The following is a 21,639-nucleotide window of genomic DNA, read 5'->3' as shown; positions in this document are numbered from 1 at the left end:
GGTGGCGGCTACGCTTGCTTCGCAAGGGAAAAGACGCCAAGGCGATAATTAAAGCAAATGGAACACTGATCGCACCTGCCGCGCAATTATCTTTTTTCGCCAACAGTCCACACTCCTTCCCACACCCACTCAGAAGGATGCCCAGCATGACCTCTCAAGTAGCCTTGATCACCGGCGCCTCGCGCGGCATCGGTGCCGCCATCGCTCGCCGCCTCAGCCGTGACGGCTTCGCCGTGGCGATCAACTACGCCAGCAACGATGACGAAGCCGATGCGCTGGTGAGCGAGATCCGCCAGGCCGGCGGCAAGGCCATCGCCCTCAAGGCCGATGTGTCCAGCGCAGGCCAGGTGCAAACCCTGTTCGACACCCTAGAGCGGCAACTGGGTCGCATCGATGTGCTGGTCAACAACGCCGGCATCCTCAAGGTCGCGCCCCTGGCGCAGACCAGCGACGAGCTGTACGCCCGCAACTTCGCGATCAACACCCAGGGCGTGTTCAACACCCTGCGCGCTGCAGCCACACGCCTGAACGACGGCGGGCGCATCATCAACCTGACCAGCACCACGCTGGCCCTGAAAATGCCAGGCTACGCCATCTACAACGGCACCAAGGCCGCGGTCGAGGCCTTCACCCAGGTGTTCGCCAAGGAGCTGCGCGGTCGCAACATCACCGTCAATGCCGTGGCCCCTGGCCCGGTGGAAACCGATCTGTTCCTGGCCGACAAGACGCCCGAGCAGATCCAGGCCGCCACTCAGGCTCCGCCCCTGGGCCGCCTGGGCCAGCCAGAGGATATCGCCGGTGTCGTCGCCTTCCTCGCCGGCCCCGACAGCGGCTGGGTCAACGGCCAGATCCTGCGCGCCAACGGCGGCGTGGCCTGAGCAGCCGATAACGCCGCCGCACGTCCCTGATCTTCCCGCCTTTCTGCACCCCGGCCCCGGGGTGCTGTCATGCGTGGCGGTTTATCGCCAGGGCCTGTTGTGGTGCAAAAAAAGATGGCACGCGCAATGTTTTCGAGCAATTACTCGAAACTTCCGAACTTTCCCAATAAAAACAGTCAATAACAAATTTAGTGCGCATGACCGCCTGCGAAAGACGACCGCAAACCTTACCGCAAACCCGCCATTTGTTTCACGATAAAGATGACAACTGCGAATGTGTTCACAAACTTCGCGATGGCGGATTACCGCCAACTAATAAACGACACAAAAGGATGATCTAAATAGTATCCATAGGGGGGTCAGTTTATCCCCGCCCAACAATGAATCGCGCCGTGGCTGCGCATTGCGCACACACTTAACACCCTTTGCCAGGTATGGCGGGGAACCGCCGGGCGCTATTCGGCTTTTTGTCAGTACACACCGTCATGATCCGTACAGCCCGCGATTTACAATGCCTCCATTCGCCGTCGTCGTCCGGCAAAGCACGTCCGCGACCTCACTCATTCGGCAACCCGAACGCCATACGAATGAAACATTCGGAATTCCGAATAAAACCACGACCGACCTCGGCAGTGCGCATCGTTTCGCGAAAGTTCAAGGACGCCCGTTACCTGATAATCATCGGATCCATGGCACGGTACTTGCCAGAATTTGATCCGTTGCGGAGTCCTTCCGCGACATGCCTTGCGAAAGATGAGCGAACAATGACAAGCGAGTGGCCATTGGCTATCGAAGTTCGCCCGTGCCGCCAAGACAGACCTTTACGTCGGATCGTGCTGTTTATCCTGAACATGTGAAACAACAAAGGCGCCCTTCAAGACCGCCAATAACTAACTCATTCATAAAGGTTTAATCATGCCCCTGACCAAGACCAAGCCCGGAAAGATTGTCGCCCTGGACGCCCTGGATACCCCTGATCCGGAAAACGCCCTGTGCTTTGGGTCCTTCGTGCTATACCCCCAGCAGCATCTGCTGTTCAAGGACGGGGAGCTGGTGCAGTTGGGCAGCCGTGCGCTGCAACTGCTGGTCACGCTGGCGAGCCGAACCGGCGAGCTGTTGGAAAAGAACGAGCTGCTGGCGCTGGTCTGGCCCAAGGTCGTCGTCGAGGAATGCAACCTGCGCGCGCAGATGACCACCCTGCGCCGAGTGCTTGGCGAAGAAGGCGACTTCACCTACATCGTCACCGTACCGGGCCGCGGCTACCGCTTCGTGGCCCCGGTGACCATCCGTGAAATGGCGCCACAACCCCTGCTCGCAACGAAGACCGGCAACGATCTCCCGAGCCTTGGCAGCAGCGTCATCGGCCGCGACGACATTCGCCAGAGCCTGGCCGAAACCCTGCACAGCCGCCGCCTGCTCACCCTCACCGGCACCGGCGGTATCGGCAAGACCACCCTGGCACTGACGCTCGCCCACGCCATGGCCGAAGACTTCAGCGAGGGGCGCACCTTCGTCGACCTCACCGAGGCTGACCAGCCTGCCTGCGTCGCCGACATGGTGGCGGCGGCCCTGGGCATCGATAGCACCGCACAAGACGCCGTGGCGCTGATCGCCGCCCTGCTCGACGAAGCACGCCACCTGCTGATCCTGGACAACTGCGACCACGTGCTCGAAGCCACCGCGACCCTGGTCGAAGCCCTGCGGCAACAGGCGCCGGGCTGCCATATCCTGGTCACCAGCCGCGAAGCCCTGCACGCCGAAGGCGAATGCGTCCACGAGGTCGCGCCGCTGCCCTGCCCCGCAAACGATCACGTGCTGTGCGCCGCCCAGGCCCTGCTCAGCCCCGCCGTCCAGTTGTTCGTCGAACGTGCCGCAGCGCACGACACAGACTTTGCCTTCGGCGATGCCGACGTGCCGGCGGCGCTCGCACTGTGCCGCACCCTCGACGGCAATCCGCTGGCCATCGAGATCGCCGCCAGCCACGTCCGCGCCTTTGGCCTGGCCTATCTGGTCGAACTGCTCGATGGCGACTTCCGCCTGCAGATGGCCGGCCGGCGTACCGCCCTGCCCCGCCACCGCACCCTGCAAGCCTCGCTGGAGTGGAGCCACGCCCTGCTGTGCACGCAGGAGCAGGCGATGTTCCGGCAGTTGTCGGTGTTCACCGGCAGCTTCACCCTCGCCGCCGCCAAGGCGGTGGTCGAGGTCCAGCCGGGCCCGTTCCAGGACACCGCCTGGCTGGTGGAAAGCCTGATGGACAAGTCACTGCTGGTGGCCGCCGGCGCGCAACCGATCAAGCGCTACCGCCTGCACCACACCGCCCGCGTGTACGCAGCGCAGCAGCTGGCTCTGCATGACGAGACTGATGCTATCGCCCAGCGCCACGCGCAATACACCCTTCAGGAGCAACGCCGCGCGGTGCAAGACCTGGAGCGCCTGGACAGCGACAGCTGGCTGGCCCTGCACAGCCCCGGCAGCGACAGCGTACGCAGCGCCTTGGACTGGTGTTTCAGCGACCAGGGCGACGCCTGCCTCGGCGTCGAACTCACGCTGATGAGCGTGCCGCTGTGGCTGCGCCTGTCGCGGGTCGATGAATGCCACGCCTGGGTCGACCGCGGACTGCGTTTCGAGGCCATCACACCTCGCCAGCGCATGCTCCTGCTGACCCTCTCGGCCAGCGTCATGGCCCTGACCCGCGGTGCCGGGCAGTCGATCCGCGACGCCTGGCAGCAGGTGATCGAAGACGCCCGTACCCTGGGCGACACCGAGCATGAACTGCGCGGCCTGTGGGGCCTCTGGCACGACCACTGCTGCAGCAACCAGCACGCCGAGGCGCTGGACCTGGCCAACCAGTACATCCAGCTCAGCGAACGCACCGGCATCCTCGAGCGACGCATGCTCGGCCGACGCATGCGTGCAACGCCACTGTTCCAGATGGCCGACTTCGATGGCGCCCGCCAGGCAATCAGCGAAGCCCTGAGTTTCCCGATGATGCCCCGCGCCCACGTCATCGACAGCCACTTCGACCAGGGGATCGCCGCGCGCTCGCTCAAGGCCCAGGTGCAGTTGCTGCAAGGCCAGGTCGGTCAGGCCCTGCTGACCATCGAGGCCAACGTCGAGGCGGCGTTGACCCAGCACCACCCGGCCAGCCTCTGGTACACCCTGAGCCTGAGCGCGATCCCCATCACCCTGCTGGTCGGCCACGAAAAGCGCAGCCGCGAGTTTCTTGCCCGCCTCAAGGACAGCCTGGGGCACCACGAGATGCCGGTATGGCGCCTGTTCGCCCGGTGCTTCGAGCACATCCTGCTGATCCGCCAGGGCAATGCCGAAGATGGCGTGCGCGGCCTGGGCGAAGCACTCGACCAGCTCCACGCGATCGGCGACAGCCCGCTGTACAACCTGGTGCGCAGCGAGTACGCCCAAGGTCTGGCGCAACTGGGCCTGGAGCAGTTGGCCATCGAGATCCTCGACCAGACCCTGGCCGTGACCGCCGCTCGCCAGGAACGCTGGTTCCGTCCCGAGCTGTTGCGCATCAAGGCCCAACTGCTGGCCAGGCCCGATTCGCCCGAACGCCAGGCGCAAGCCCAGGAACTGCTTAATCAGGCCATGCACGAGGCCCAGGAACAGGGCGCGCGATTCTGGGCCGGACGCATCACCGCTAGCCTGTCGCAGTTGACCAGCCAACCGGAAGAAGCCCCCAGGCGCACCAGCCAAGCCTGGGATCAGCGTCGTCAGGAGCGCCTGGTCAACACACAGTTTTCACACAGGTGAAACCGTTTTGTAATTTGCCAAGGTGGTGCGTTCCAGAGGTCGAGCTCGCCTGGGATCAGACTTCCATGAGCCTTTGATGTCGGTCGCGCAACCTGGTCGCCGAGCTCCCGCAAGCTCTCGATAGCGGCACGCTGAAGGCGTCAAAGGTGCTCAGATCAACCGCGCAGCCACCAGCAGATCCGCCACGGCCTGGAAGGTGCTGTCCGGCACCGGGTCCCCCGCCACGGTGCGCCGGGCAAGCTCCGCTGCCAGGCGGGCATCCATGGCATGGGCGATCCCCAGTTGCGCCGCCTCGGCCAGCATCCGCGCACTGTCTTCGGGCTCGGCCTGACACACCACCACCGGCACCGGGGTCTCGCCGCGCACATAGCGCAAACCCACCACCCAACCACCCGCCACCCCCACCATCAACGACGCCCGGCCCAGCCCCAGCTTGGTCGCCATGGCCTGCATTTCCTGGCGCTGGCGGCGCAGCTCGCGCTTGATCAACGGATCGCCATCGATATCCTTGCGCTCGCGCTTCTGCTCGCTGCGAGTCATGCGCATGTCGCGGCCGAACAGCCAGCGCTGCATCAGCACATCCGCCGCCCCCAGCACCAGAAACGCCGCCAGTACCGTGAACACCAGCGGCTTGAGCACCAGCAGGAAGGTCGACTGCAGGCACTCCGGCCCACACCGCGACGACTCCATCAACGCCTGCAGCGCATGGCGCCCGACCACATAGAACGCCAGCCCCAGCAAGTGCACCTTCACCAGGCCCTTGAGGAATTCCACCACGTTGCGCATGGCGAAGATCCGCTTGAAGCCCTCGGCCGGGTTGATGCGCTTGAAATCCGGCTTCAGCGGCTCGACCGAGAACACCAGCCCGCGCATGGTCACCAGGTTGGTCAGCACCACGGCCGTCACCGTCACCGCCATCACCGGCAGGGTGATGCCGATCAGCAGTTGCTCGGCGGTATCGAGCAGGCGCGGCCACACCGTGGCGAAGGGTTCGATGTAGATCTGCGCGGTCAGGTCCACCAGTGCCGTGACCTGGGCCTTGGCCCGTGGCGCGAGGATGGCGATGCACAGGGTGCAGAGCAGGATCACCACCCCCGACACCAGGTCCTGGCTCTTGGCGACCTGGCCCTTCTTGCGTGCATCCTTGAGTTTCTTGTCCGTTGCCGGCTGCGACTTCTCTTCGCTGGTGTCAGCCATTGCCCCCCTCCACCAGGCTCTGCAGCACCCCGACCGTGCCGCGAAACTCCGCAAGCTGATCGAGCATCAGCGGCACCAGGAAGCCGATGTAGACCACCATCACAAGCGTGAAGAACAGGTTCTTCACCGGCAGCGACAGGTCGAAGATGTGCAGGCTCGGCGCCATGCGCGAAAGGTAGGCGAGCATCAGGTCGGTGATCAGCAACGAAATCAGCAACGGCGACACCATCAGCACCCCGATGCGCATCACCTGGTCGAGGATCGACAGCACCGCCGTCAGCGCGGAACCGGCGAACAACGGCGTGAACTGGGTCACCGGCCATAACTGGTAGCTGTGCAGGTAGCCATCGACCATGAGGATGAAACCACCCGACATGAAATACAGCGCGATCAGCATCACGGTGAGCAAGGTTGCCATCACCCCCGACTCTCCCGACGACAGCGGATCCACCAGTTGCGCCATGGTCGAGCCCCGCTGCAGGTCGATCAGCTCCCCCGCCACTTCCGCCGCCCAGAACGGGATGCCGAACAACAGACCGACCACCAACCCGACCAGGAACTCCTTGATCAGCAAGCCCGCCAGCCAGAATCCGCCAAGCTCAGGCGAGGCGGTAAAGGCCGAGAACACCGGCAGGAACATCGGCACCGAAATCGCCACGGCGGCGCAGGTGCGGATCATCCCGGTCAGGCCCAAGCGGTTGAAGGCCGGGGTGATCACCACCACGCCCATGGCACGGGCCGTGGAGAGCGCGGCCGAACTGATCACCGGGTAGGCGATCTCCAGAAAGGCATTGACGAAACCTGCGTCCATGCCCGGTCAGCGCGTCCACAGCGCGAAGTTGTCCAGCACCTGGTTGCCCAGCCCCATCACCTGCCCGGCCAGCAGCGGGCCAACGAAGACGATCAGCAGCAGCACCGCCACCAGTTTGACCACTTGCGGCAGGGTCTGGTCCTGGATCTGCGTCAGTGCCTGCAAGAGGCCCACGCTCAGGCCGACGATGATCGCCACCCCCAGCGCTGGCGCCGACAGCAGCAACACCGTCATCAGCGCCTGCTTCATCAACGAAAGGAACACGTCCTGTCCCATCGGCTCAGCTCCCGTAGCTCAGAATCAGACCATGCATCAAGCGCGACCAGCCGCTCAGCGCAACGAAGAGGAACAGCTTCAGCGGTATCGAGATCAGCGTCGGCGACACCATCGACATACCCATCGCCATCAACACGTTGGATACCAGCAGGTCGACCACCAGGAAGGGGATGTACAACAGGAAACCGATCTCGAACGCCCGCGTCAGCTCGGAGCTGACGAACGCCGGGATCAGCACCACCAAGTCGTCGTCGCGCAACTCGGCCCGGGCCTCTTCGGACCACACGTTCTGCGTAGCCTGCACGAAGAAACCGCGCTCGCTCTCGTTGGCGAAGCGCGACAGGTGCGCCTGCAAGGGCGGCCTGATCGCCTCGCCCAGCTCCTTGAGCTGCTCGGCGTTCTCCAGTTGCAGGCCGTGGCTTTGCGCGGCCCGGTACATGTCGCCGATCACCGGCGTGGTGACGTACACCGACAGGATCAGCGCGATGCCATAGAGCACCAGGTTCGGCGGCGTCTGCTGCACACCCAGGGCGTTGCGGATCAGGAACAGCACCACGGAGATCTTCAGGAACCCGGTCAGGGTCACCACCGCCAGCGGAATCAGGCCGATGGAGGCGACGACCAGGATGATCTCGATCAGGTTTGGCTGGTAGCCACTCATGATGCGGCAAAGCTCAGCAGGCGCACGCCCAGGCCGTCGCCGATCTTCACCAATTGGCCTTGGCCGACGCGACGGCCGTTGATCATCAGGTCGACGCCTTCGTGCATGCGCGGTGCCAGCTCCAGCACGCTGCCCACGCCCAGCTCGCGCAGTTGCGCCAGGCTCAACTCGACGCTGCCGACCTGGCAGACCAGTTTCAGTTGCAGCTCGTCAAGGCTGCTGTCCAGGCTCGGCCCGGTGCCCTGTTCGCTCATGTGTCGCTCCTTCAAGGCAAGCGCGGTGATAGGGGGTTCGAGTAGTTGCAGGCGTCGTCCGTCGCGCTGCACACGGGCCCGCCACTGGTCGTCCAGGTGCAGGCGCAGATGATCGTTCGACCAGGGGTCGAGCATGACCACATCGCCCGGCAGCAGGCTGCGCAGCTCGGCCAGGCTGAGCCAGGCTTCGCCGCCGTCGACGCCCAGCGTCAGCGCCAGGCCACCGAGGTCGTGGGGCATGGGGGTGGCATGCTGTTCCAGCAATAGGGCGATCTCGGCCCAGGTTGCGGCATCGCAGCGCAATTGCACCGCCAGCGCGCTGTCACCCAGGTGCACCGCCAGGTCAAGGCTCAGCGGCGCCAGCTCGACGCACTGCGCGAGCGCGCGGTCGAGCACGCGGATGGGCTGCGCGAACAACTGCTCCAGCGGCGCGATCAGCGTCAGCAGCGCCTGCTCCAGCAACAGCGCCGCGGGCAGGCTCGGCAGCACCAGCCCCTCGGGCAAGCCGAGCAGATCGAGGGCACGGGCCGGCACACGCAGTTGCACGGGCGAGTCGCCCAGCGACAGCCACAACTCAAGCTGGGGTTCATCCATCGCCACACCACTCGACGCCCAGGCGACACTCAGCGGCGCCCCGCCCAACTGCCCCTGCCAGGGCTGGCGCGGCCGATGCAGGCGCTGGTGCAGGGCTTGCCAATGCGGGTCAAGGCGCTCCAGGCTGCGCTCGAAGGCCAGCGCGTCGGCGGGCACCTCGGTGGTCTGCAGGGTCAAGGCGTGAGATCCAGCAAGGGGGCAAACAGGTCTTCGCCTTCATCCTGCGCTTCCACGACGCGGCGCTCACCCAAGGCGTGGCCTTCGACCAGGGAATCCCAGGCATCGGCCTGGCGCTGGCAAGCGACATGGGCCTGACGCAGGCTCTCCTGGGTCTGCTCCTGCTGCTGGTGATAGTCGTAGGCCTCGTCCAGATTACCCAGCAGCGTCTCCTGTTCGTCCTCCAGCTCCGACAGGTGCACTTGCGCGGCAAGCCAGGCCTTGACCGACAGCCCCTCGCTGAAGCGACCGTAGAGTTTTTCTGCCTCGAGCGCAGAGGTTTCCCGCGCCAGGCACAGCCGCTGGCGGGCGTCGTCGAGGGCCGCATGGGTTTGGCGACAGAGCTGGCGCTGCGCGGCCAGTTGCGCCGACGCCCGTTGTTCACGCAATTGGCGCAGGGTCTGCAGGCTTTTCAGTTCGTGACTCTTCATGGGCGCTCCTCATTCATGCCAGCACCTTGCGCATGTGATCCAGGGTTTGTCGGGCGCCGCTCGGCTCCGCCGCCGACTGGCGCAGGAAAGCTTCGATCGCGGCGTGGCGGGCGATCGCTTCGTCCGCCAGTGGGTCGCTGCCGGCGGCGTATTCACCGATGCGGATCAGCATTTCGATATCGTTGCGCCGCGCCATCAGCTCGCGCATGCGCATGGCCAGCTGGCGTTGCTCAGGGCTGGCGACCTGCTCCATCAGGCGGCTGCGGCTGCGCAGCACATCGATGGCGGGAAAATGGTTGCGCTGGGCAAGCTCGGCGCTGAGCACCACATGGCCGTCGAGAATCGAGCGCGCCTCCTCGGCCACCGGATCGGTCGCCGCGTCGCCTTCGGTGAGCACCGTGTACAGCGCCGTGATGCTGCCCCGGGCTGCGGGGCCGGCACGTTCCAGCAGGCGCGGCAGGGCCGAGAAGAACGACGGCGGATAACCGCGTCGGGTCGGCGGCTCGCCCACCGCCAGGCCGATCTCGCGCTGGGCGCGGGCAAAGCGGGTCAGGCTGTCCATCAGCAACAGTACGTTGCGGCCCTGGTCGCGGTGATACTCGGCCAGCACCGTCGCCACATAGGCGGCGCGGGCACGCTCGGCGGCCGGCCGGTCGGAAGTGGCGACCACCGCCACGGTGCGCGCGCGGGCCTGGGCATCGAGCTGCACGTCGAGCAGCTCGCGCACTTCGCGGCCACGTTCGCCGATCAGGCCGATCACCACCACGTCGGCATCGGTGTTGCGCACCATGCTGGCGAGCAGCGACGACTTGCCCACCCCCGGCTCACCGAACAGGCCCATGCGCTGGCCACGGCCCAGGGTCAGCAGCCCGTCGATGGCGCGAACCCCCACCGACAACGGCTCGACGATCACCTGCCGGGCGAAGGGTTCAGGCGGCTCGGCCTGCAGCGGATAACGGCGCATCGGCCCCAGCGGCGGCTGGCGATCACCATCGAGGTAATCGCCCATGGGGCTGATGACCCGCCCCAGCTGACCATCGCCCACACTCACCCCCAGCGCCTCGCCGGTGGCGGTGATCTCGGTGCGCGTCGACAAGCCTTCGAGCGAGCCGATCGGCGAGAGAATCGCCTCGTCGCCATCGAAACCGATGACCTCTGCCGCCAGGGCGCGACCACTGGACGGGTCGTGCAGGCGGCACAGCTCGCCGATGCGCACCCCGGCGACGCTGGCACGCAGCAACACACCACGAATGCTGCGGATGGTGCCCTTCATCGGCCGTGGCCGGGCATCGCCCAGGCGCGCGTGCAGGCGCGGCAACAACGCTTGCAAGCTCACGGCGTCACCTCGGCGAACGGCAACAGGCTACGGCGCAGCGCCTGCAACTGGGCGTCCAGCCCCAGCTCCACCGAGCAGACCGGGCTGCTCAGGCGAGCCTGACCGGGCTGCAATTGATCATCGGACTCCACGGCGATCGTCGCCAGGCCATCCGTTTCGCCGTGCATGCGGCGGCGCACGGCCTCGACCTCCAGGCGCGGCACGAACAGCGTCAGCGCCTGGTCCTGGCGAAACGCAACCAGCGCCTTGCGTGTGCACAGCACGATGCGCTCGGCGTCCCCCAGGCTCTCCAGCACTTCGCGGGCAATGCCCAGGGCTAAGTCGGCCAGGCTGTTTTCCAGCCCCGCCAGGTAGGCCTCGACCTTGGCGGCAGTGTCGGCCAGCAATTCGCTGACTGCCTCGGCGCCCTTGGCGCGGCCGAGTTCAAAACCCTCGGCGCGGGCCTGCTCCAGCCAGCGCGCGCTGTCTTCACGGATACGTTCGGCCTCATCGCGGGCGGCCTGCAGGTAATCGCGTCCATCGGTCCAGGCCTGGACCTCGGCGGCACGCAGAATGCGCGACGCCGGACGGCTGGGCAACTGACTCATTGCACGCTCTCCCGGTTCTCGGACAACGGCATCAGCAAGGCGGCGACCCGACGCACGATGCCAGGGTCGGCCAACGATGCCGAACCTTCCGCCACAGGCATCGGCAGGCGCAATTGCAGCCAATCGCGCAGGTCGGCGGGCTGCTCGTCGAACCAGGCCTGCACACAGCGCGCACCGTCGTGATCGATGGCGGTCAGCAGGTCGTCAGGCTGGCGCAACAGGTCCATTGCCCCGCCCCATTGCCTATGGGCAATGGCCAGGCCGAAGACCTCATGCCCAAGCCCCTGGCGCAAGTGCTCGACCACCTCGCGACGGATTTCCCGGCCTAAGGTCGCACCGTGCCAGATGGCCCCACACAGGCGCGGCAAACGGGCGAAATCCTGCGGCGCCAGCAGCAATACCGGCAGGTCCTGTTCGGTCGGTTGCGACACCTGATCCAATGGCTGCAACTGGAAGTGCGCCAGCATCAGCGCCTGCAGGCGCGCCTGGAAACGCGGCGACTCGATCAATGCCTGGATCTGCGCACCGGCGACGTTCTCGGCGAAACAGCGGCGCAGGTGGCGCCGGTCGACAAAGGCCAGAGGCTGCTCCAGCAGGGCCTGCCATTGGGGCATCAGGCTCATGGCGCCTCCGACAGGCTGTACAGCGCACGACCACGACGCTGCTGCCAGTGTCGCCAGCCCAACAGCCCGGCGAGGGCCAGCGCCACCAGCAGGCTGCCACCGAGCAGCAGACGCGCGCGGGACGCATCTTGCTCTAGCATCCAGATGCCCATCACGCTGACCAGGCGCGGCTGGCCGTCGGCTTCGCTCCTGGGGGCCGCAGCCTTGATCGCTGTCACCGACACACCGTCATAGCTGAGCCCGGAAATGCCGTTGGCGACCAGGGTCTTGATCTGCGGAATCAGCGGATTGATGTCGGTGTTGGCGTCATAGCGCACCAGCACCGAGGCCGACGACGGGGAAATCACCCGCTTGAGCAAGTCGTTGTCCGGCAGCACCACATGTACCCGCGCCGAGACGACGCCGTCGATCTGCGAGACGCTGTGCGACAGCTCTTCGCTCAGGGCGTAGACCATCTGCGCACGCTCCTGCACCGGCGAGGACACCAGGCCATTGCTCTTGAACACTTCGCCCAGGTTGGAGAACGACTGCCCCGGCAGCCCGGCCTCGTCGAGGCGGGCCATGGCGTCGGCAAAGCGACGCTCGTCCACCACGATCTTCATCTGGCCGTTGTCCTGGACCTTGCGCGAGGCCGGGATGCCATCGCGCAGCAACACCGCGAGCATGGCATTGGCCTCGCGCTCGCTGAGGTTGCTGTACAAGTCCATGTCACAGGCCTGCAACAGGCTGGCCAGGGCGACGACGATCAGCACACGCAGGGCTCGCCAACGACGGGTCATCGATTCATTGTCCTTTGAGCAGGGTGTTGGCGGAGCCGGAAACCTGGGTCGCGCCACGCACCACCATCTGGGTTTCGATGGAGTAGTCGAACATCCGCCCGAGGGACTCGACGATGTTCGCGACCTGGGTCTCTCCGACCTTGGGCGCGCCCTCGGCGCCCGGCGCCATGAACGGCGACGAGCCCACGGCCGGGCTCGACGATGGCATCGCTGGGCCGCCTTGGCTAAGCAACTCGGCCCGAGCGCTGAAGGTGCGCGAACGGTCGATGAAACCATCCAGGCGCTGCATCAGGCTCTCACCGATCTGGTGAGGACTGGCACCTTCAGGCATGCCCTTGGCGCTGTTGGCCATGTGTTCGAAGAGGTTCTGGGAGGCACCAAGCCCCCCTTGTCCTCCTGACGGCGGCAGTGCCGCCGTAGTCGCAAGACTGGCTGTCATGGCCGCTTACTCATCGTCGTCCGAGGACTGGGCTTCGTTCAGCATTTCCTGCGCCTTGGGCATGATGATGAACTGCCCGCCGATCATCACGGCCTGGTTCACCAGCGCCTCCTGGAAGCTTGGATCGTCAGAGGCGTCCTGGGATTTGCCGAGCGCAGCATCGAAGCGCGCTTCAGCGCTGCTCGGGGTGCTGCCGGGGGTATCGATCGGGGTAACGGCCATGGGGCTTCTCCTGGTTGGTTTTTCAGTGATCGCTGACGCTGGCGCCGCGGAACACCCGGATACCCCGGGAGGCTGCGGACGTCGCGACGGGTTGGGGTCGGTTGTCGAGGTGCTGCTGGATCATGTTCAGGTAGGCGGGCGGTCCGGACACCAGCAGCTCGTCGCGGTCGGCGCCAGGGCGTTGCGACAACTGGCGGCCGTACACATCGAGGCTTTGCAGGTAGTCGCGCAACTGCTCCAGGTCCAACCCGGGCTGGCGACGGAACAAGCGCGTGGCCACTTCATCGTTGCTATTGATGTAGAGCACGTTGCCGTCGTAGTACCAACCCAGCGCGTTGCTGTCGCACAGCTGGGTGAGGAATTCGCCGGCAGTGCTGCTGCGCAGTGGGCTGCGAGCCTTGCCGCGGACCTTGTCGGACACCACCACGACCTGCTCCAGGTTCTGCCCGAACTCGCTCAGGGCGCCGCGCAGGTCCTGGTCGACCAGGGCGTAGGCATAGGGTTGGGCGAACCAGGCGGGGTCACCCTTGCCTTCATCGCTGCGCGCAGGCAACGACAGCACGACCAGCAACAAACCGATGAGCCAGAGCGGGTTACGCATGGGCAATCACCTCTTTGGCAGAGGTCACAGGCGTGAAATCGTATGAAGCGCAGTCGAATTCACACATCAAGTCGCTAGAATGGCCACTCAGTCGTCCGCTCGAGTCCTTTCCATGCCCAAGCGTTTGCCGTCCACCCTGCTTCTGATCGCCAGCACCTTGCTCGGTGCCTGCACCAGCCAGCCACACACTGCCGACGATGGCTACGATCGCCTCATGCACCTGGCGGGCGATCTGCAGCAGCGCGGCGATACCGCCTCGGCTGCTGCGCTCTACCAGAATGCCGCGCAGCAACCTGGGCGCCATCCCGAAGCCTGGCAGAAGCTGGGCGACACCACGCTGGCCGCGGGCGATGCGCGCGCGGCCGAGCGGGCCTACCAGCAGGCGCTTGAACTGCAGCCGGACAACCTCGACGCCCTGCTGGGGCTGGGCAGCGCCCAACTGCGCCAGGGCAAGCTGGAACGTGCGGTCACGTCCCTGACCCAGGCGGCCGAACGTGGCAACCGCGCCGATGCCTGGAACCGCCTGGGCATCGCGCAGATCCTGCGCGGCCAGGCCGTTGCTGCCCAAGGTGCATTCGCCAAGAGCATGGCGCTGGCCCCGAACGACCTCGACACCCGCTGCAACCTGGCCCTGGCCTACGCCCTGGGCGGTCAGGCGCAACGGGCCCTGGACACCGTGCGCGTGGTCGGCCAGTCGCCCCGTGCCCTGCCCCGGCACCAGCGCAACGAACTGCTGGTCACCGTACTGGCCGGTCGCGAGCAGGACGTCGCCGGCCTGCCCCTGGACGATCTCTCCGCCAGCGAACGCCAGACGCTGCTCAACGAAGCCCGGCGCATCAAAGCGATCCCGGATGCCCAGGCCCAGGCCCGCGAGCTGGGCCTGGTGGACGGTCGCTAGCACCTGCACATGCGCGCGTTTCATTGCTTCTCCTGGCGATCGGCGCGCGCTTGCTGTTCATCCTGGCGTCGACGCAGCTCGGCGCGATCGTAACCCTCGATATAGACCTGCGCGGCGCGTCCCACGGGCGCCGCCATGGTCGGGCCGGTCGGCCGCCCCTGGGCCAGGTCGTCCGGCTGCTCTACCATGCGCATCAGCGTGAGGTTGTTGGCGCAGCCCGGCGGCAGCAGCGGCACGAAGTCCTCATCGAGGCCGAAGTCATCCTTGCTCGCCGGTTTCAGGCACTCCACCGGCAGGATCTCGGTGCTGCCATTGGCCAGTGTCTTGTGCTGGAAATCCGGTGAATAGGAGACCGGCTCCAGGTGTGTCTGGCAGCCAGCCAGCAGTGCCAATGGCAACAGCCAGCAGAGCCCGGCGGGGGCGCTGATCATCGGCTTGGAAAAGATCGATTTCATGGTCACCCCCAAGTCAGTTCATGTAGAAGCCGAACTTGCCGCCACTGCGTGGCCCCGCCGAAGCGGTCGCAGGGCCCGGCAGGGCATCGAGGGGGGTGGCCAGGTCGCGCTCGCGGGTCGGCTGGACCAGGTACGGGGTGATCAGGATCACCAGCTCCGTCTCGTTGCGCTGGAAGCGCTTGGAGCGGAACAGGTTGCCCAGGATCGGCATGTCGCCGAGCATCGGCACCTTGTCCATGTCCTGGCTGCTTTCGCGCTGGAACAGGCCTGCAATGGCAAAGGTCTGGCCGCTGCCGACCTCGACCCGGGTATCGGCACGCCGCACGCGGAACGACGGCACCCGGTAGCCGTTGACGTCGGTGGTGTCCGAGCCCATCAGGCTGCTGACCTCGGGGCGCACCTGCAAGGCGATATGGCCGTTGGGCAGCAGCGTCGGGCTGAACAGCAGCGACACACCGAAAGGCTTGTACTCGATGCCCACCAGGTCACGGTTGACCGGCACCGGCACGGGGATTTCGCCGCCCGCCAGGAAGCTTGCGGTCTGCCCGGTCATGGCGGTGATGTTCGGCTCGGCGAGGATCTGCAGCACGCCATTGCTCTGCAGGGCTTCAAGCATCGAATCGATGTTCACGTTGCCCGAACTGAGGCCGGCGCTGATGACATTCGATGCACCGCTGGCGGCGTCGGCGGCAAGGCGACCACCGGTGATCAAGCCAAAGGAAAAGGTGCCGTTGTTGAACAGTGCGTTCCAGCTCACCCCGTAGCGCAGCAGCTCGGAACGCGAGACTTCGGCAAAGCGCACGCGGATGTTGACCTGGGCAGAACCGGCATAGGTCGCGGCGTTGACCGCTGGCACCGGGCTCTGGTTGTCGAGCAGTGCATTGAGGTCACTGGCTTCGCCGACATCCCTGACCAAACCCTTGGCCATCAGCTGATTACCCACGGCGCTGACCTGCGCGCCGCTGGCCGGATGCAGGTCCTGCAGCGGACGGCTGACGCTCTGGGTGGCGTTGTTCACCGACAGGCTCAAGGCCGCCAATTGCTTGCCCGCGTCGTCCAGAGCAATCAGGCTGGTCTGCCCCGGCGCCTTGCCGAACACGTAGATCACCCCGTCGGACACCACTTGCAGGTCGGCGATTCCCGGCTCGGCGACCAGCACCGACGCCACCGGCGCCTTGAAATGCAGCACCCTGCCCTCGCCCGATGCCAGGTCCAGGCGGCCATGGCTGCCGGCCGCGATCTCATCGGCAGTGGCCAGGAAGGACAGCAGCAACCCGACCAGGCCGAGCCACAGCCGGTAATGAAGCACAGCGCCAACGCGTGATGAACCGATCATGAAGCACTCGCCAGAGAAGTGACCGAGGCACCGCTGGTGGAGCGGCGTTGAGAGGTGTCGCCAAGTTCGAGAGTGCCCACGGCCTGCAGGTTGTATTCACCGGCCAACTCGCGGAACGACAGCACAGCCAGCTCCAGGTCTCCACGCAGCACCAGGCGGCGCAGATAGCGGCGCAATTCCGGGTGTACCAGCAGCACACTGGTGCGGTCTTCGGGCAGGCGCTCGCAGGCCTGGCGCAGTTGCAGCATCAAGGCGCGGCTGACCTGCTCGGGAATCGCCTCGCGACTACCGTCCTGACGCCGTATCCCAGTGCGCAACTGCTGCTCCAGCACCGGCGCCAGCACCAGGGCGCTGATCACCCGGTTGCGGTCGGCATATTGGTGGCTGATCTGTCGGGCCAGCGCTGCGCGCAGGTGTTCGGCCAGGTGCGCGGCGTCGGCATCGCGGCCTCCCCAATCGACCATGGCCTCAAGTAAGGCGCGCTGGTTGCGGATCGACACACCCTCTGCAACCAGGTAGCGCAGGGCTTCGGCCATACGCTGCAACGACAGGTTGCGCAGCACTTCCTTGATCAGCTCGCCATAGCTGCCCTCGATGCTTTCCAGCAGCGCACGGGTCTCCTGAATGCCGAGGAAATCTGCCGCGTAGCGGCGCAGGGTGCGCTCGACCGTCGCCCGCAGGACTTCCTCGGGGAGCATGAAACCGACGCCCGCCTGTTCCAGACGCTCCTGGTACTCACGAGCGATCCAGTGGGCGCTGCGCGCGGCCAGGGGCGAGTCGGCTTCGATCATCGGGATGTCGAGCAACTGCACATTGACTGGGTCGTCCCTGAGCAGCAGGCAATCGGCAGGCAGTTCACCTTCGCTCACCGGCACGCCTTCAAGTTCGATGACGAAGCGCTGGGCGGCGCTCTTGGCGTCCACATGCACGGCGGCCAGGGGCACATCGATGCCGAGCTCGCCACGGATCTCGTGGCACAGCGCCTCGAAGCGCTGGCGTAGCGGCTGCTCCGGCGCACTGGTCGCAAGGCCCGGCCCCATGACCAGGAGGATACGGCAGTCGAGCGGCTTGCTCGCCGACACGCTGGCCTCCACCGTCGGCACCTGGGGTTCGTCCTCGGCCTCCGGTGTTTGCACAGGCTCAGCCTGCTCGATCGCCTGGCGACGCTTGAGGTAGAACGCCGAGCCACCCAGTACTGCGGCAAGCACGAAGAACACCGCCGCCGGGAAGCCCGGCAGCAGGCCGATGCCCAGCAGGATCAATGCAGTGAGGAACAAGGCACGATGGCTGGCGCCCAACTGGCGAATGATCTCCGTCCCCAGGTCACCGCTGGCACCGTCGCTGTTGACGCGGGTCACCACGGTGCCGGCCGCCACCGAAATCAGCAGCGCCGGAATCTGTGCGATCAGGCCGTCACCGACGGTCAGCAGCGAATAGGTGTGCACTGCGGTGCCGAACGGCATGTCGCGCTCGACCATGCCGATCAGCATGCCGCCCAGCAGGTTCACCGCGAGGATCACCAGGCCGGCGATGGCGTCGCCCTTGACGAACTTCATCGCACCGTCCATGGCGCCGAACATCTGGCTTTCACGCTCCAGGCGCGAACGACGGCGACGGGCTTCGGCCTGGTCGATGTCGCCGTTGCGCAGGTCGTTGTCAATGCTCATCTGCTTGCCGGGCATGGCATCGAGGGTGAAGCGCGCGGCGACCTCGGCAACCCGCTCGGCCCCCTTGGTGATGACCACGAACTGCGCCACGGTGATGATCAGGAACACCACCAGGCCGACCACCACCTGGCCGGCGATGACGAAGTCACCGAACGCCTGGACGATATGGCCGGCATCGCCGTGCAGCAGGATCAGCCGCGTGGTGGTGATCGACAGCGACAGGCGGAACAGGGTGCTCAGCAGGATCAGCGGCGGCAGCGCCGAGAACTCCACCGAGTGGTTGATATAGAAAGCGACGATCAGGATCAGCATGCTCAGGGCGATGTTCAGGCCGATCAGGCCGTCGACCAGATAGGTCGGCAGCGGGATGATCATCATCGCGATGGCCATCAGCATGAACGACACGATGATCACGTCGGTGCGCTGGGAGGCCGCACGCGCCAGGCCGTTGAGGCGATCGAGCGGGCTCATCGGGCGGCCCTGCGTGCACTAAGGTAGCGCTTGAAGCACTGGCGCGCTTCGTCCTTGCGCCCGCCGCGCCACAGGGCATGGCTGCGCAGCAGCAACAGGCCGGGTGATTCGCCTTCCTGCTCGGTGAGGCGGTCGAGCGCGTTCAGGGCACGACTGGCGTTGCCGCTGTCGGTGAAGGCCATGGCCAGGTAGCGCAGCAGCGTGCCGTCCTGCGGGGCCATCTGCGCGGCGATCAACAGCATCACCAGCGCGCGCTGGGGCTGACCGCTGCGGCGGTAGAGGTCGCCCAGGCCCTTGAGTAGCTCGATGCTGTCGTGTCGTTCGCGGGACATCATGGTTCCTGCACCTCGGCGCGTTGCTGCTCCAGGGACTGGCGCAGGTGTATCTCTTCACGAAGCAGGTCTTCGGCCAGATCGCGGATCTCCGGTTCGGCATCCAGCGACGGCATGACTTCGTCCAGCAGGTACTGCAGCAGGTCCAGCGCACGGGTGCCGCTGAACAGGTCCGGGTTGATCTCCTCGCCGGCGCACGCTTGCTCGAGCTCTGCGCGCAGCGAGCGGCGACCAGCCACTTCACGCTTGCCCAGCAACGCATCGAAGCGAGCATTGGGGCGCGCCTGCAGCGGGAGCACGGCCTCGACGGAGGGGGTCTTTTCGGTGGAAGACGGCAACAATGGCCGCGGTTCGATCCTCATGCTCGGTCCTATAGGGTCAGGGTGAAGCGTTCTTCACCCCTGGCCAGGATCACCTGGTCGCTGTCGATACGTTCCAGCATCCAGCCGTCGGCCAAGGCCGCGCCGGGATAGAGGCGCTTGCCGCCTTCGCTGATCACATAGGGGTTGTTGCCGAACCACACCGCCTGGAAGCGCACCCGTGGACGGGCGACATCGGCCTGGGCGGTGACCGTGCTGTGCAGCATCACCTGCTGGCCGTAGCGCTGGTCGTAGTCCTGGCGTACGGCGAGCCAGCGCGCCTTCTGCGTCAGGTCCAGGCGCCCCTCGGCCAGCAGTTGCCCGCCTGCTTCGCTGAGCCGTACGCCTTCCAGGCCGTTGACCTGCAGCTGCTGCCCCAGCCATTGATGGGCCTGCGCCAGCGAAGGCAGCTGCGGTGCACGCGGCGCAGGCATCACGCTGGCGGCCAGGGGTTTGGGTGGCTCGCCACGCACGGCGTAGGCGAAGGCGCAGATCAGCATCAGGCCCAGCGCCAGCGCAACGTGGGTGCGGGTGAATGCCGAGGCGTTCTGGGGCCGTGCGATCGCGGCAGCGGCGCGCGCGGACTGTTCGTGCTCCAGGCTCAACCGCGCCTCACCCAAGGCGATACGCAGCGGCAACTGGCCGCGATAACCGCTGCCCAGCGGAACGATGATCGCCCGCCCCTGCTGGTCTTCGACCCGCACTTCGCCGCCCACGGCCTCGACTGCGACCTTGCCGTCAGCCAGGCGCAATACCAGGTGGCGGGGCTCGACGCCCGGGTCATTGAGAATGAAGTCGGCATCAGGTGTGCTGCCGAAGGTGTACTGGGTGCCGTCCAGACTGATCCGGCCACCCTGGTGCAGACCCTGGGTGACGCTGAGGACCGGCTTGGAGGCTGTCGCGCCACCGGTGACGGCGGCCAGAGCAGTAAGGGCTGTCATGGGCGGGGCACCACCGTGAATAACACGGGCAACGGCCATTCAGGCCCTTGCCGAAAAATGCGTCGTTGCAAGACATGCGGGCGGAGCAACCTCCGCCCGCAGGGCACAACGTCAGTTCTGCGGACGCTGTTTGGTGGCGTCGAGCTCAGCCTTCTTTGCCGTGGTCAGCTCGGTGATCTTGGCCGACTTCTCGATAGCCATGTTGAAAGTGGCTTCCATCTTGGCGATTGCTGCGTCTGCGCCGCCACCGCTGCTTGCTGGAGGTACGTTGCTCATGGTGATACTCCTTCAGGATAGGGATTCATAAGAAGCCGCTTTGAGGCGGGTAGAAGTCCGTGCAAGACAGCGCCTGAGGGGAAGTCTGGCAGTCGCTCTCTAACACGGGGCCCATGTTAGGCAATGAATATTCGCCACTGCTGTGAAACGTTGTGAAAGGTTGGGAAAACTCTTGATACAAATTGCCGGGCACCGCCTCTACACAAGCTACAAGCCATGCACAGCAAGGCCTTCAGCTGAAAAGCCGAATACCTTGAAATGTCTAGGATTGGGGAAATGCGCTGTTTTTCTGGTCGAAACAGCCGGCAGCCAAGTTCAGTTATTGAATAAACGCAGTAAGGCGGGCGGCGCTACAGGGCCAATATTACAAGGCGTCAGGATAAGCGGATGAATAATGACTTCTGTGAACTCAATCAACTTTGCGCTTGCAGAAACAGCGAAAACAACTCGGACTGTGACTTGATCCCCAATTTGCTGTACATGTGCTTGCGGTGCACTTTCACGGTCTCGGCGGATATCGCCAGCTTGCGCGCGATCTCCTTGCTCGAACAACCACTGAGCATCAAGCGCCCCACTTCCAGTTCCCGTGCAGTCAGGGGTGTCTGCAGCGCCTCGACGGTTTCCTCCAGGCGGCTCTGCCAGCGTGGCGCCGGTGGCGTGGCCTGCTCCAGCAATTCGCGCTCGAACGTCATGCGCTGGCGCATCAGCCCGGCCACCCAGGGGCGCAGCAAGTCGAGCAGGGTGATCTGCTCGGCGCTGAAACGCCCCTTGGTCCCCAACGACAGGCACAAGGTGCGCTCCTTCTCCAGCTGCACATTGAACTGCACCTCGTCGGCGACCACGTTCAGGCGAAAGTAGCGCTGGTAGTAGTCGGTCTGCTCGAAGCACTCCGGCGCCACGTCCGCCAATTGGAACAGGCCGCTGCCCGGCGCCTCGCGGCTGGCGATGTAGAACGGATCGAGCAGGTACAGGCCCTTGAGGTAGTCCTGGAACAGCGGGTCGGGCCCGCCGTCCTCACCAGGACACTCGGCGAACACTTGCGGTCTACCATTGCTGAAGAGCAAGGCCACCCAGCTGTCGAACGGCACATACTGATCGAGCAGGCGCACCAGGGCGAGCCAGAAGCCGGGCTTGTCGAGCGTCTCGACCAGGTGACCGACCGAGCGGTGCCAGGCCAGGTCCTGCAGCGTAAGGTGCATGCCTCTACCCCTGTTGGGTTACCACGTGGGCG

At 65.5% G+C, this 21,639-nt stretch carries 24 protein-coding genes; 3 read left to right on the top strand and 21 right to left on the bottom strand.

Annotated features, from left to right (window positions below):
- Positions 1-137: 137 nt before the first annotated feature.
- Together AC2CGW_RS22380 and AC2CGW_RS22375 are read left to right on the top strand one after the other, a co-directional pair.
- Positions 138-878, top strand: a complete 741-nt coding sequence (locus AC2CGW_RS22380; RefSeq protein ID WP_186666927.1) for an SDR family oxidoreductase — start codon at positions 138-140, stop codon at positions 876-878.
- Positions 879-1,793: 915 nt separating this feature from the next.
- Positions 1,794-4,646, top strand: coding sequence for an ATP-binding protein (locus AC2CGW_RS22375; protein ID WP_484574622.1), 2,853 nt, complete (start codon positions 1,794-1,796; stop codon positions 4,644-4,646).
- Positions 4,647-4,796: 150 nt separating this feature from the next.
- On the opposite strand, the gene AC2CGW_RS22370 is transcribed toward AC2CGW_RS22375, so the two are convergent.
- From AC2CGW_RS22370 to AC2CGW_RS22310, 13 genes are read right to left on the bottom strand one after another with little or no spacing between them, the layout of a single operon-like run.
- Positions 4,797-5,843, bottom strand: a complete 1,047-nt coding sequence (locus tag AC2CGW_RS22370) for an EscU/YscU/HrcU family type III secretion system export apparatus switch protein (RefSeq protein ID WP_484574621.1) — start codon at positions 5,841-5,843, stop codon at positions 4,797-4,799.
- Complete coding sequence (gene sctT, locus AC2CGW_RS22365) at positions 5,836-6,654, bottom strand: type III secretion system export apparatus subunit SctT (protein WP_288377758.1); 819 nt, start codon at positions 6,652-6,654, stop codon at positions 5,836-5,838. Before sctT ends, AC2CGW_RS22370 begins: the two co-directional genes overlap by 8 nt.
- Positions 6,655-6,660: 6 nt before the next feature.
- Positions 6,661-6,930, bottom strand: coding sequence for an EscS/YscS/HrcS family type III secretion system export apparatus protein (locus AC2CGW_RS22360; RefSeq protein WP_054892864.1), 270 nt, complete (start codon positions 6,928-6,930; stop codon positions 6,661-6,663).
- A 4-nt stretch (positions 6,931-6,934) separates the two neighbouring features.
- Positions 6,935-7,591 carry a type III secretion system export apparatus subunit SctR gene (sctR, locus tag AC2CGW_RS22355; RefSeq protein WP_063543624.1) on the bottom strand — a complete coding sequence of 219 codons (657 nt, stop codon included), beginning with the start codon at positions 7,589-7,591 and terminating at the stop codon, positions 6,935-6,937.
- Positions 7,588-8,616, bottom strand: coding sequence for a FliM/FliN family flagellar motor switch protein (locus AC2CGW_RS22350; RefSeq protein ID WP_484574620.1), 1,029 nt, complete (start codon positions 8,614-8,616; stop codon positions 7,588-7,590). Before AC2CGW_RS22350 ends, sctR begins: the two co-directional genes overlap by 4 nt.
- Positions 8,613-9,086: a hypothetical protein gene (locus AC2CGW_RS22345; protein WP_484574619.1), complete on the bottom strand. Its 474-nt coding sequence runs from the start codon at positions 9,084-9,086 to the stop codon at positions 8,613-8,615. The genes AC2CGW_RS22350 and AC2CGW_RS22345 overlap by 4 nt, the downstream gene beginning before the upstream one ends.
- 13 nt (positions 9,087-9,099) lie before the next feature.
- Complete coding sequence (locus tag AC2CGW_RS22340) at positions 9,100-10,422, bottom strand: FliI/YscN family ATPase (RefSeq protein ID WP_186666932.1); 1,323 nt, start codon at positions 10,420-10,422, stop codon at positions 9,100-9,102.
- Positions 10,419-11,009 (bottom strand): FliH/SctL family protein, encoded by a 591-nt coding sequence (locus tag AC2CGW_RS22335; RefSeq protein WP_484574618.1) that lies wholly within the window; start codon positions 11,007-11,009, stop codon positions 10,419-10,421. The genes AC2CGW_RS22340 and AC2CGW_RS22335 overlap by 4 nt, the downstream gene beginning before the upstream one ends.
- Positions 11,006-11,632 carry a type III secretion protein gene (locus AC2CGW_RS22330; RefSeq protein ID WP_186708416.1) on the bottom strand — a complete coding sequence of 209 codons (627 nt, stop codon included), beginning with the start codon at positions 11,630-11,632 and terminating at the stop codon, positions 11,006-11,008. Before AC2CGW_RS22330 ends, AC2CGW_RS22335 begins: the two co-directional genes overlap by 4 nt.
- Positions 11,629-12,411, bottom strand: coding sequence for a type III secretion system inner membrane ring lipoprotein SctJ (gene sctJ / locus AC2CGW_RS22325; RefSeq protein ID WP_186666935.1), 783 nt, complete (start codon positions 12,409-12,411; stop codon positions 11,629-11,631). The genes AC2CGW_RS22330 and sctJ overlap by 4 nt, the downstream gene beginning before the upstream one ends.
- A gap of 4 nt (positions 12,412-12,415) precedes the next feature.
- Complete coding sequence (locus AC2CGW_RS22320) at positions 12,416-12,850, bottom strand: hypothetical protein (RefSeq protein ID WP_484574617.1); 435 nt, start codon at positions 12,848-12,850, stop codon at positions 12,416-12,418.
- Positions 12,851-12,856: 6 nt separating this feature from the next.
- Positions 12,857-13,072 carry a hypothetical protein gene (locus tag AC2CGW_RS22315; protein WP_186666937.1) on the bottom strand — a complete coding sequence of 72 codons (216 nt, stop codon included), beginning with the start codon at positions 13,070-13,072 and terminating at the stop codon, positions 12,857-12,859.
- Between the two features lie 22 nt (positions 13,073-13,094).
- Entirely contained in the window at positions 13,095-13,673 is a 579-nt protein-coding gene (locus AC2CGW_RS22310) for a type III secretion protein (RefSeq protein ID WP_186708422.1), read from the bottom strand.
- 112 nt (positions 13,674-13,785) lie between these two features.
- On the opposite strand from AC2CGW_RS22310, the gene AC2CGW_RS22305 reads away from it, so the two are divergent.
- On the top strand, positions 13,786-14,571 hold the full coding sequence (locus tag AC2CGW_RS22305) for a tetratricopeptide repeat protein (protein WP_484574616.1): 786 nt from the start codon (positions 13,786-13,788) through the stop codon (positions 14,569-14,571).
- Positions 14,572-14,591: 20 nt separating this feature from the next.
- Here the strand turns inward: AC2CGW_RS22305 and AC2CGW_RS22300 are convergent, their stop codons facing one another.
- The 8 genes from AC2CGW_RS22300 to AC2CGW_RS22265 form a co-directional block, all read right to left on the bottom strand.
- Positions 14,592-15,026: a hypothetical protein gene (locus tag AC2CGW_RS22300; protein WP_238348295.1), complete on the bottom strand. Its 435-nt coding sequence runs from the start codon at positions 15,024-15,026 to the stop codon at positions 14,592-14,594.
- A 13-nt stretch (positions 15,027-15,039) separates the two neighbouring features.
- Positions 15,040-16,362, bottom strand: a complete 1,323-nt coding sequence (locus tag AC2CGW_RS22295) for a type II and III secretion system protein family protein (protein ID WP_484574615.1) — start codon at positions 16,360-16,362, stop codon at positions 15,040-15,042.
- Entirely contained in the window at positions 16,359-18,500 is a 2,142-nt protein-coding gene (gene sctV, locus AC2CGW_RS22290; protein ID WP_186666941.1) for a type III secretion system export apparatus subunit SctV, read from the bottom strand. The genes AC2CGW_RS22295 and sctV overlap by 4 nt, the downstream gene beginning before the upstream one ends.
- A complete protein-coding gene (sctY, locus tag AC2CGW_RS22285) occupies positions 18,497-18,832 on the bottom strand; it encodes a type III secretion apparatus assembly chaperone SctY (RefSeq protein ID WP_371105658.1) in 336 nt (111 codons plus the stop codon). The genes sctV and sctY overlap by 4 nt, the downstream gene beginning before the upstream one ends.
- Entirely contained in the window at positions 18,832-19,194 is a 363-nt protein-coding gene (locus AC2CGW_RS22280) for a hypothetical protein (RefSeq protein ID WP_484574614.1), read from the bottom strand. The genes sctY and AC2CGW_RS22280 overlap by 1 nt, the downstream gene beginning before the upstream one ends.
- An 8-nt stretch (positions 19,195-19,202) precedes the next feature.
- The gene (locus tag AC2CGW_RS22275; RefSeq protein ID WP_484574613.1) at positions 19,203-20,132 is read right to left on the bottom strand and encodes a SctD/MshK family protein; all 930 of its coding nucleotides are present in this window, start codon (positions 20,130-20,132) and stop codon (positions 19,203-19,205) included.
- A gap of 111 nt (positions 20,133-20,243) precedes the next feature.
- Positions 20,244-20,408, bottom strand: a complete 165-nt coding sequence (locus AC2CGW_RS22270) for a hypothetical protein (protein ID WP_186666944.1) — start codon at positions 20,406-20,408, stop codon at positions 20,244-20,246.
- A 413-nt stretch (positions 20,409-20,821) separates the two neighbouring features.
- Positions 20,822-21,607 carry a helix-turn-helix transcriptional regulator gene (locus AC2CGW_RS22265; protein ID WP_426351843.1) on the bottom strand — a complete coding sequence of 262 codons (786 nt, stop codon included), beginning with the start codon at positions 21,605-21,607 and terminating at the stop codon, positions 20,822-20,824.
- Between the last annotated feature and the right edge of the window lie 32 nt (positions 21,608-21,639).

The sequence above is a fragment of the Pseudomonas sp. SYWMCR5 genome, from assembly GCF_057197165.1.
Note: the sequence above shows the minus strand (reverse complement) of the source record. Positions and strands in the feature narration are given on the sequence as shown.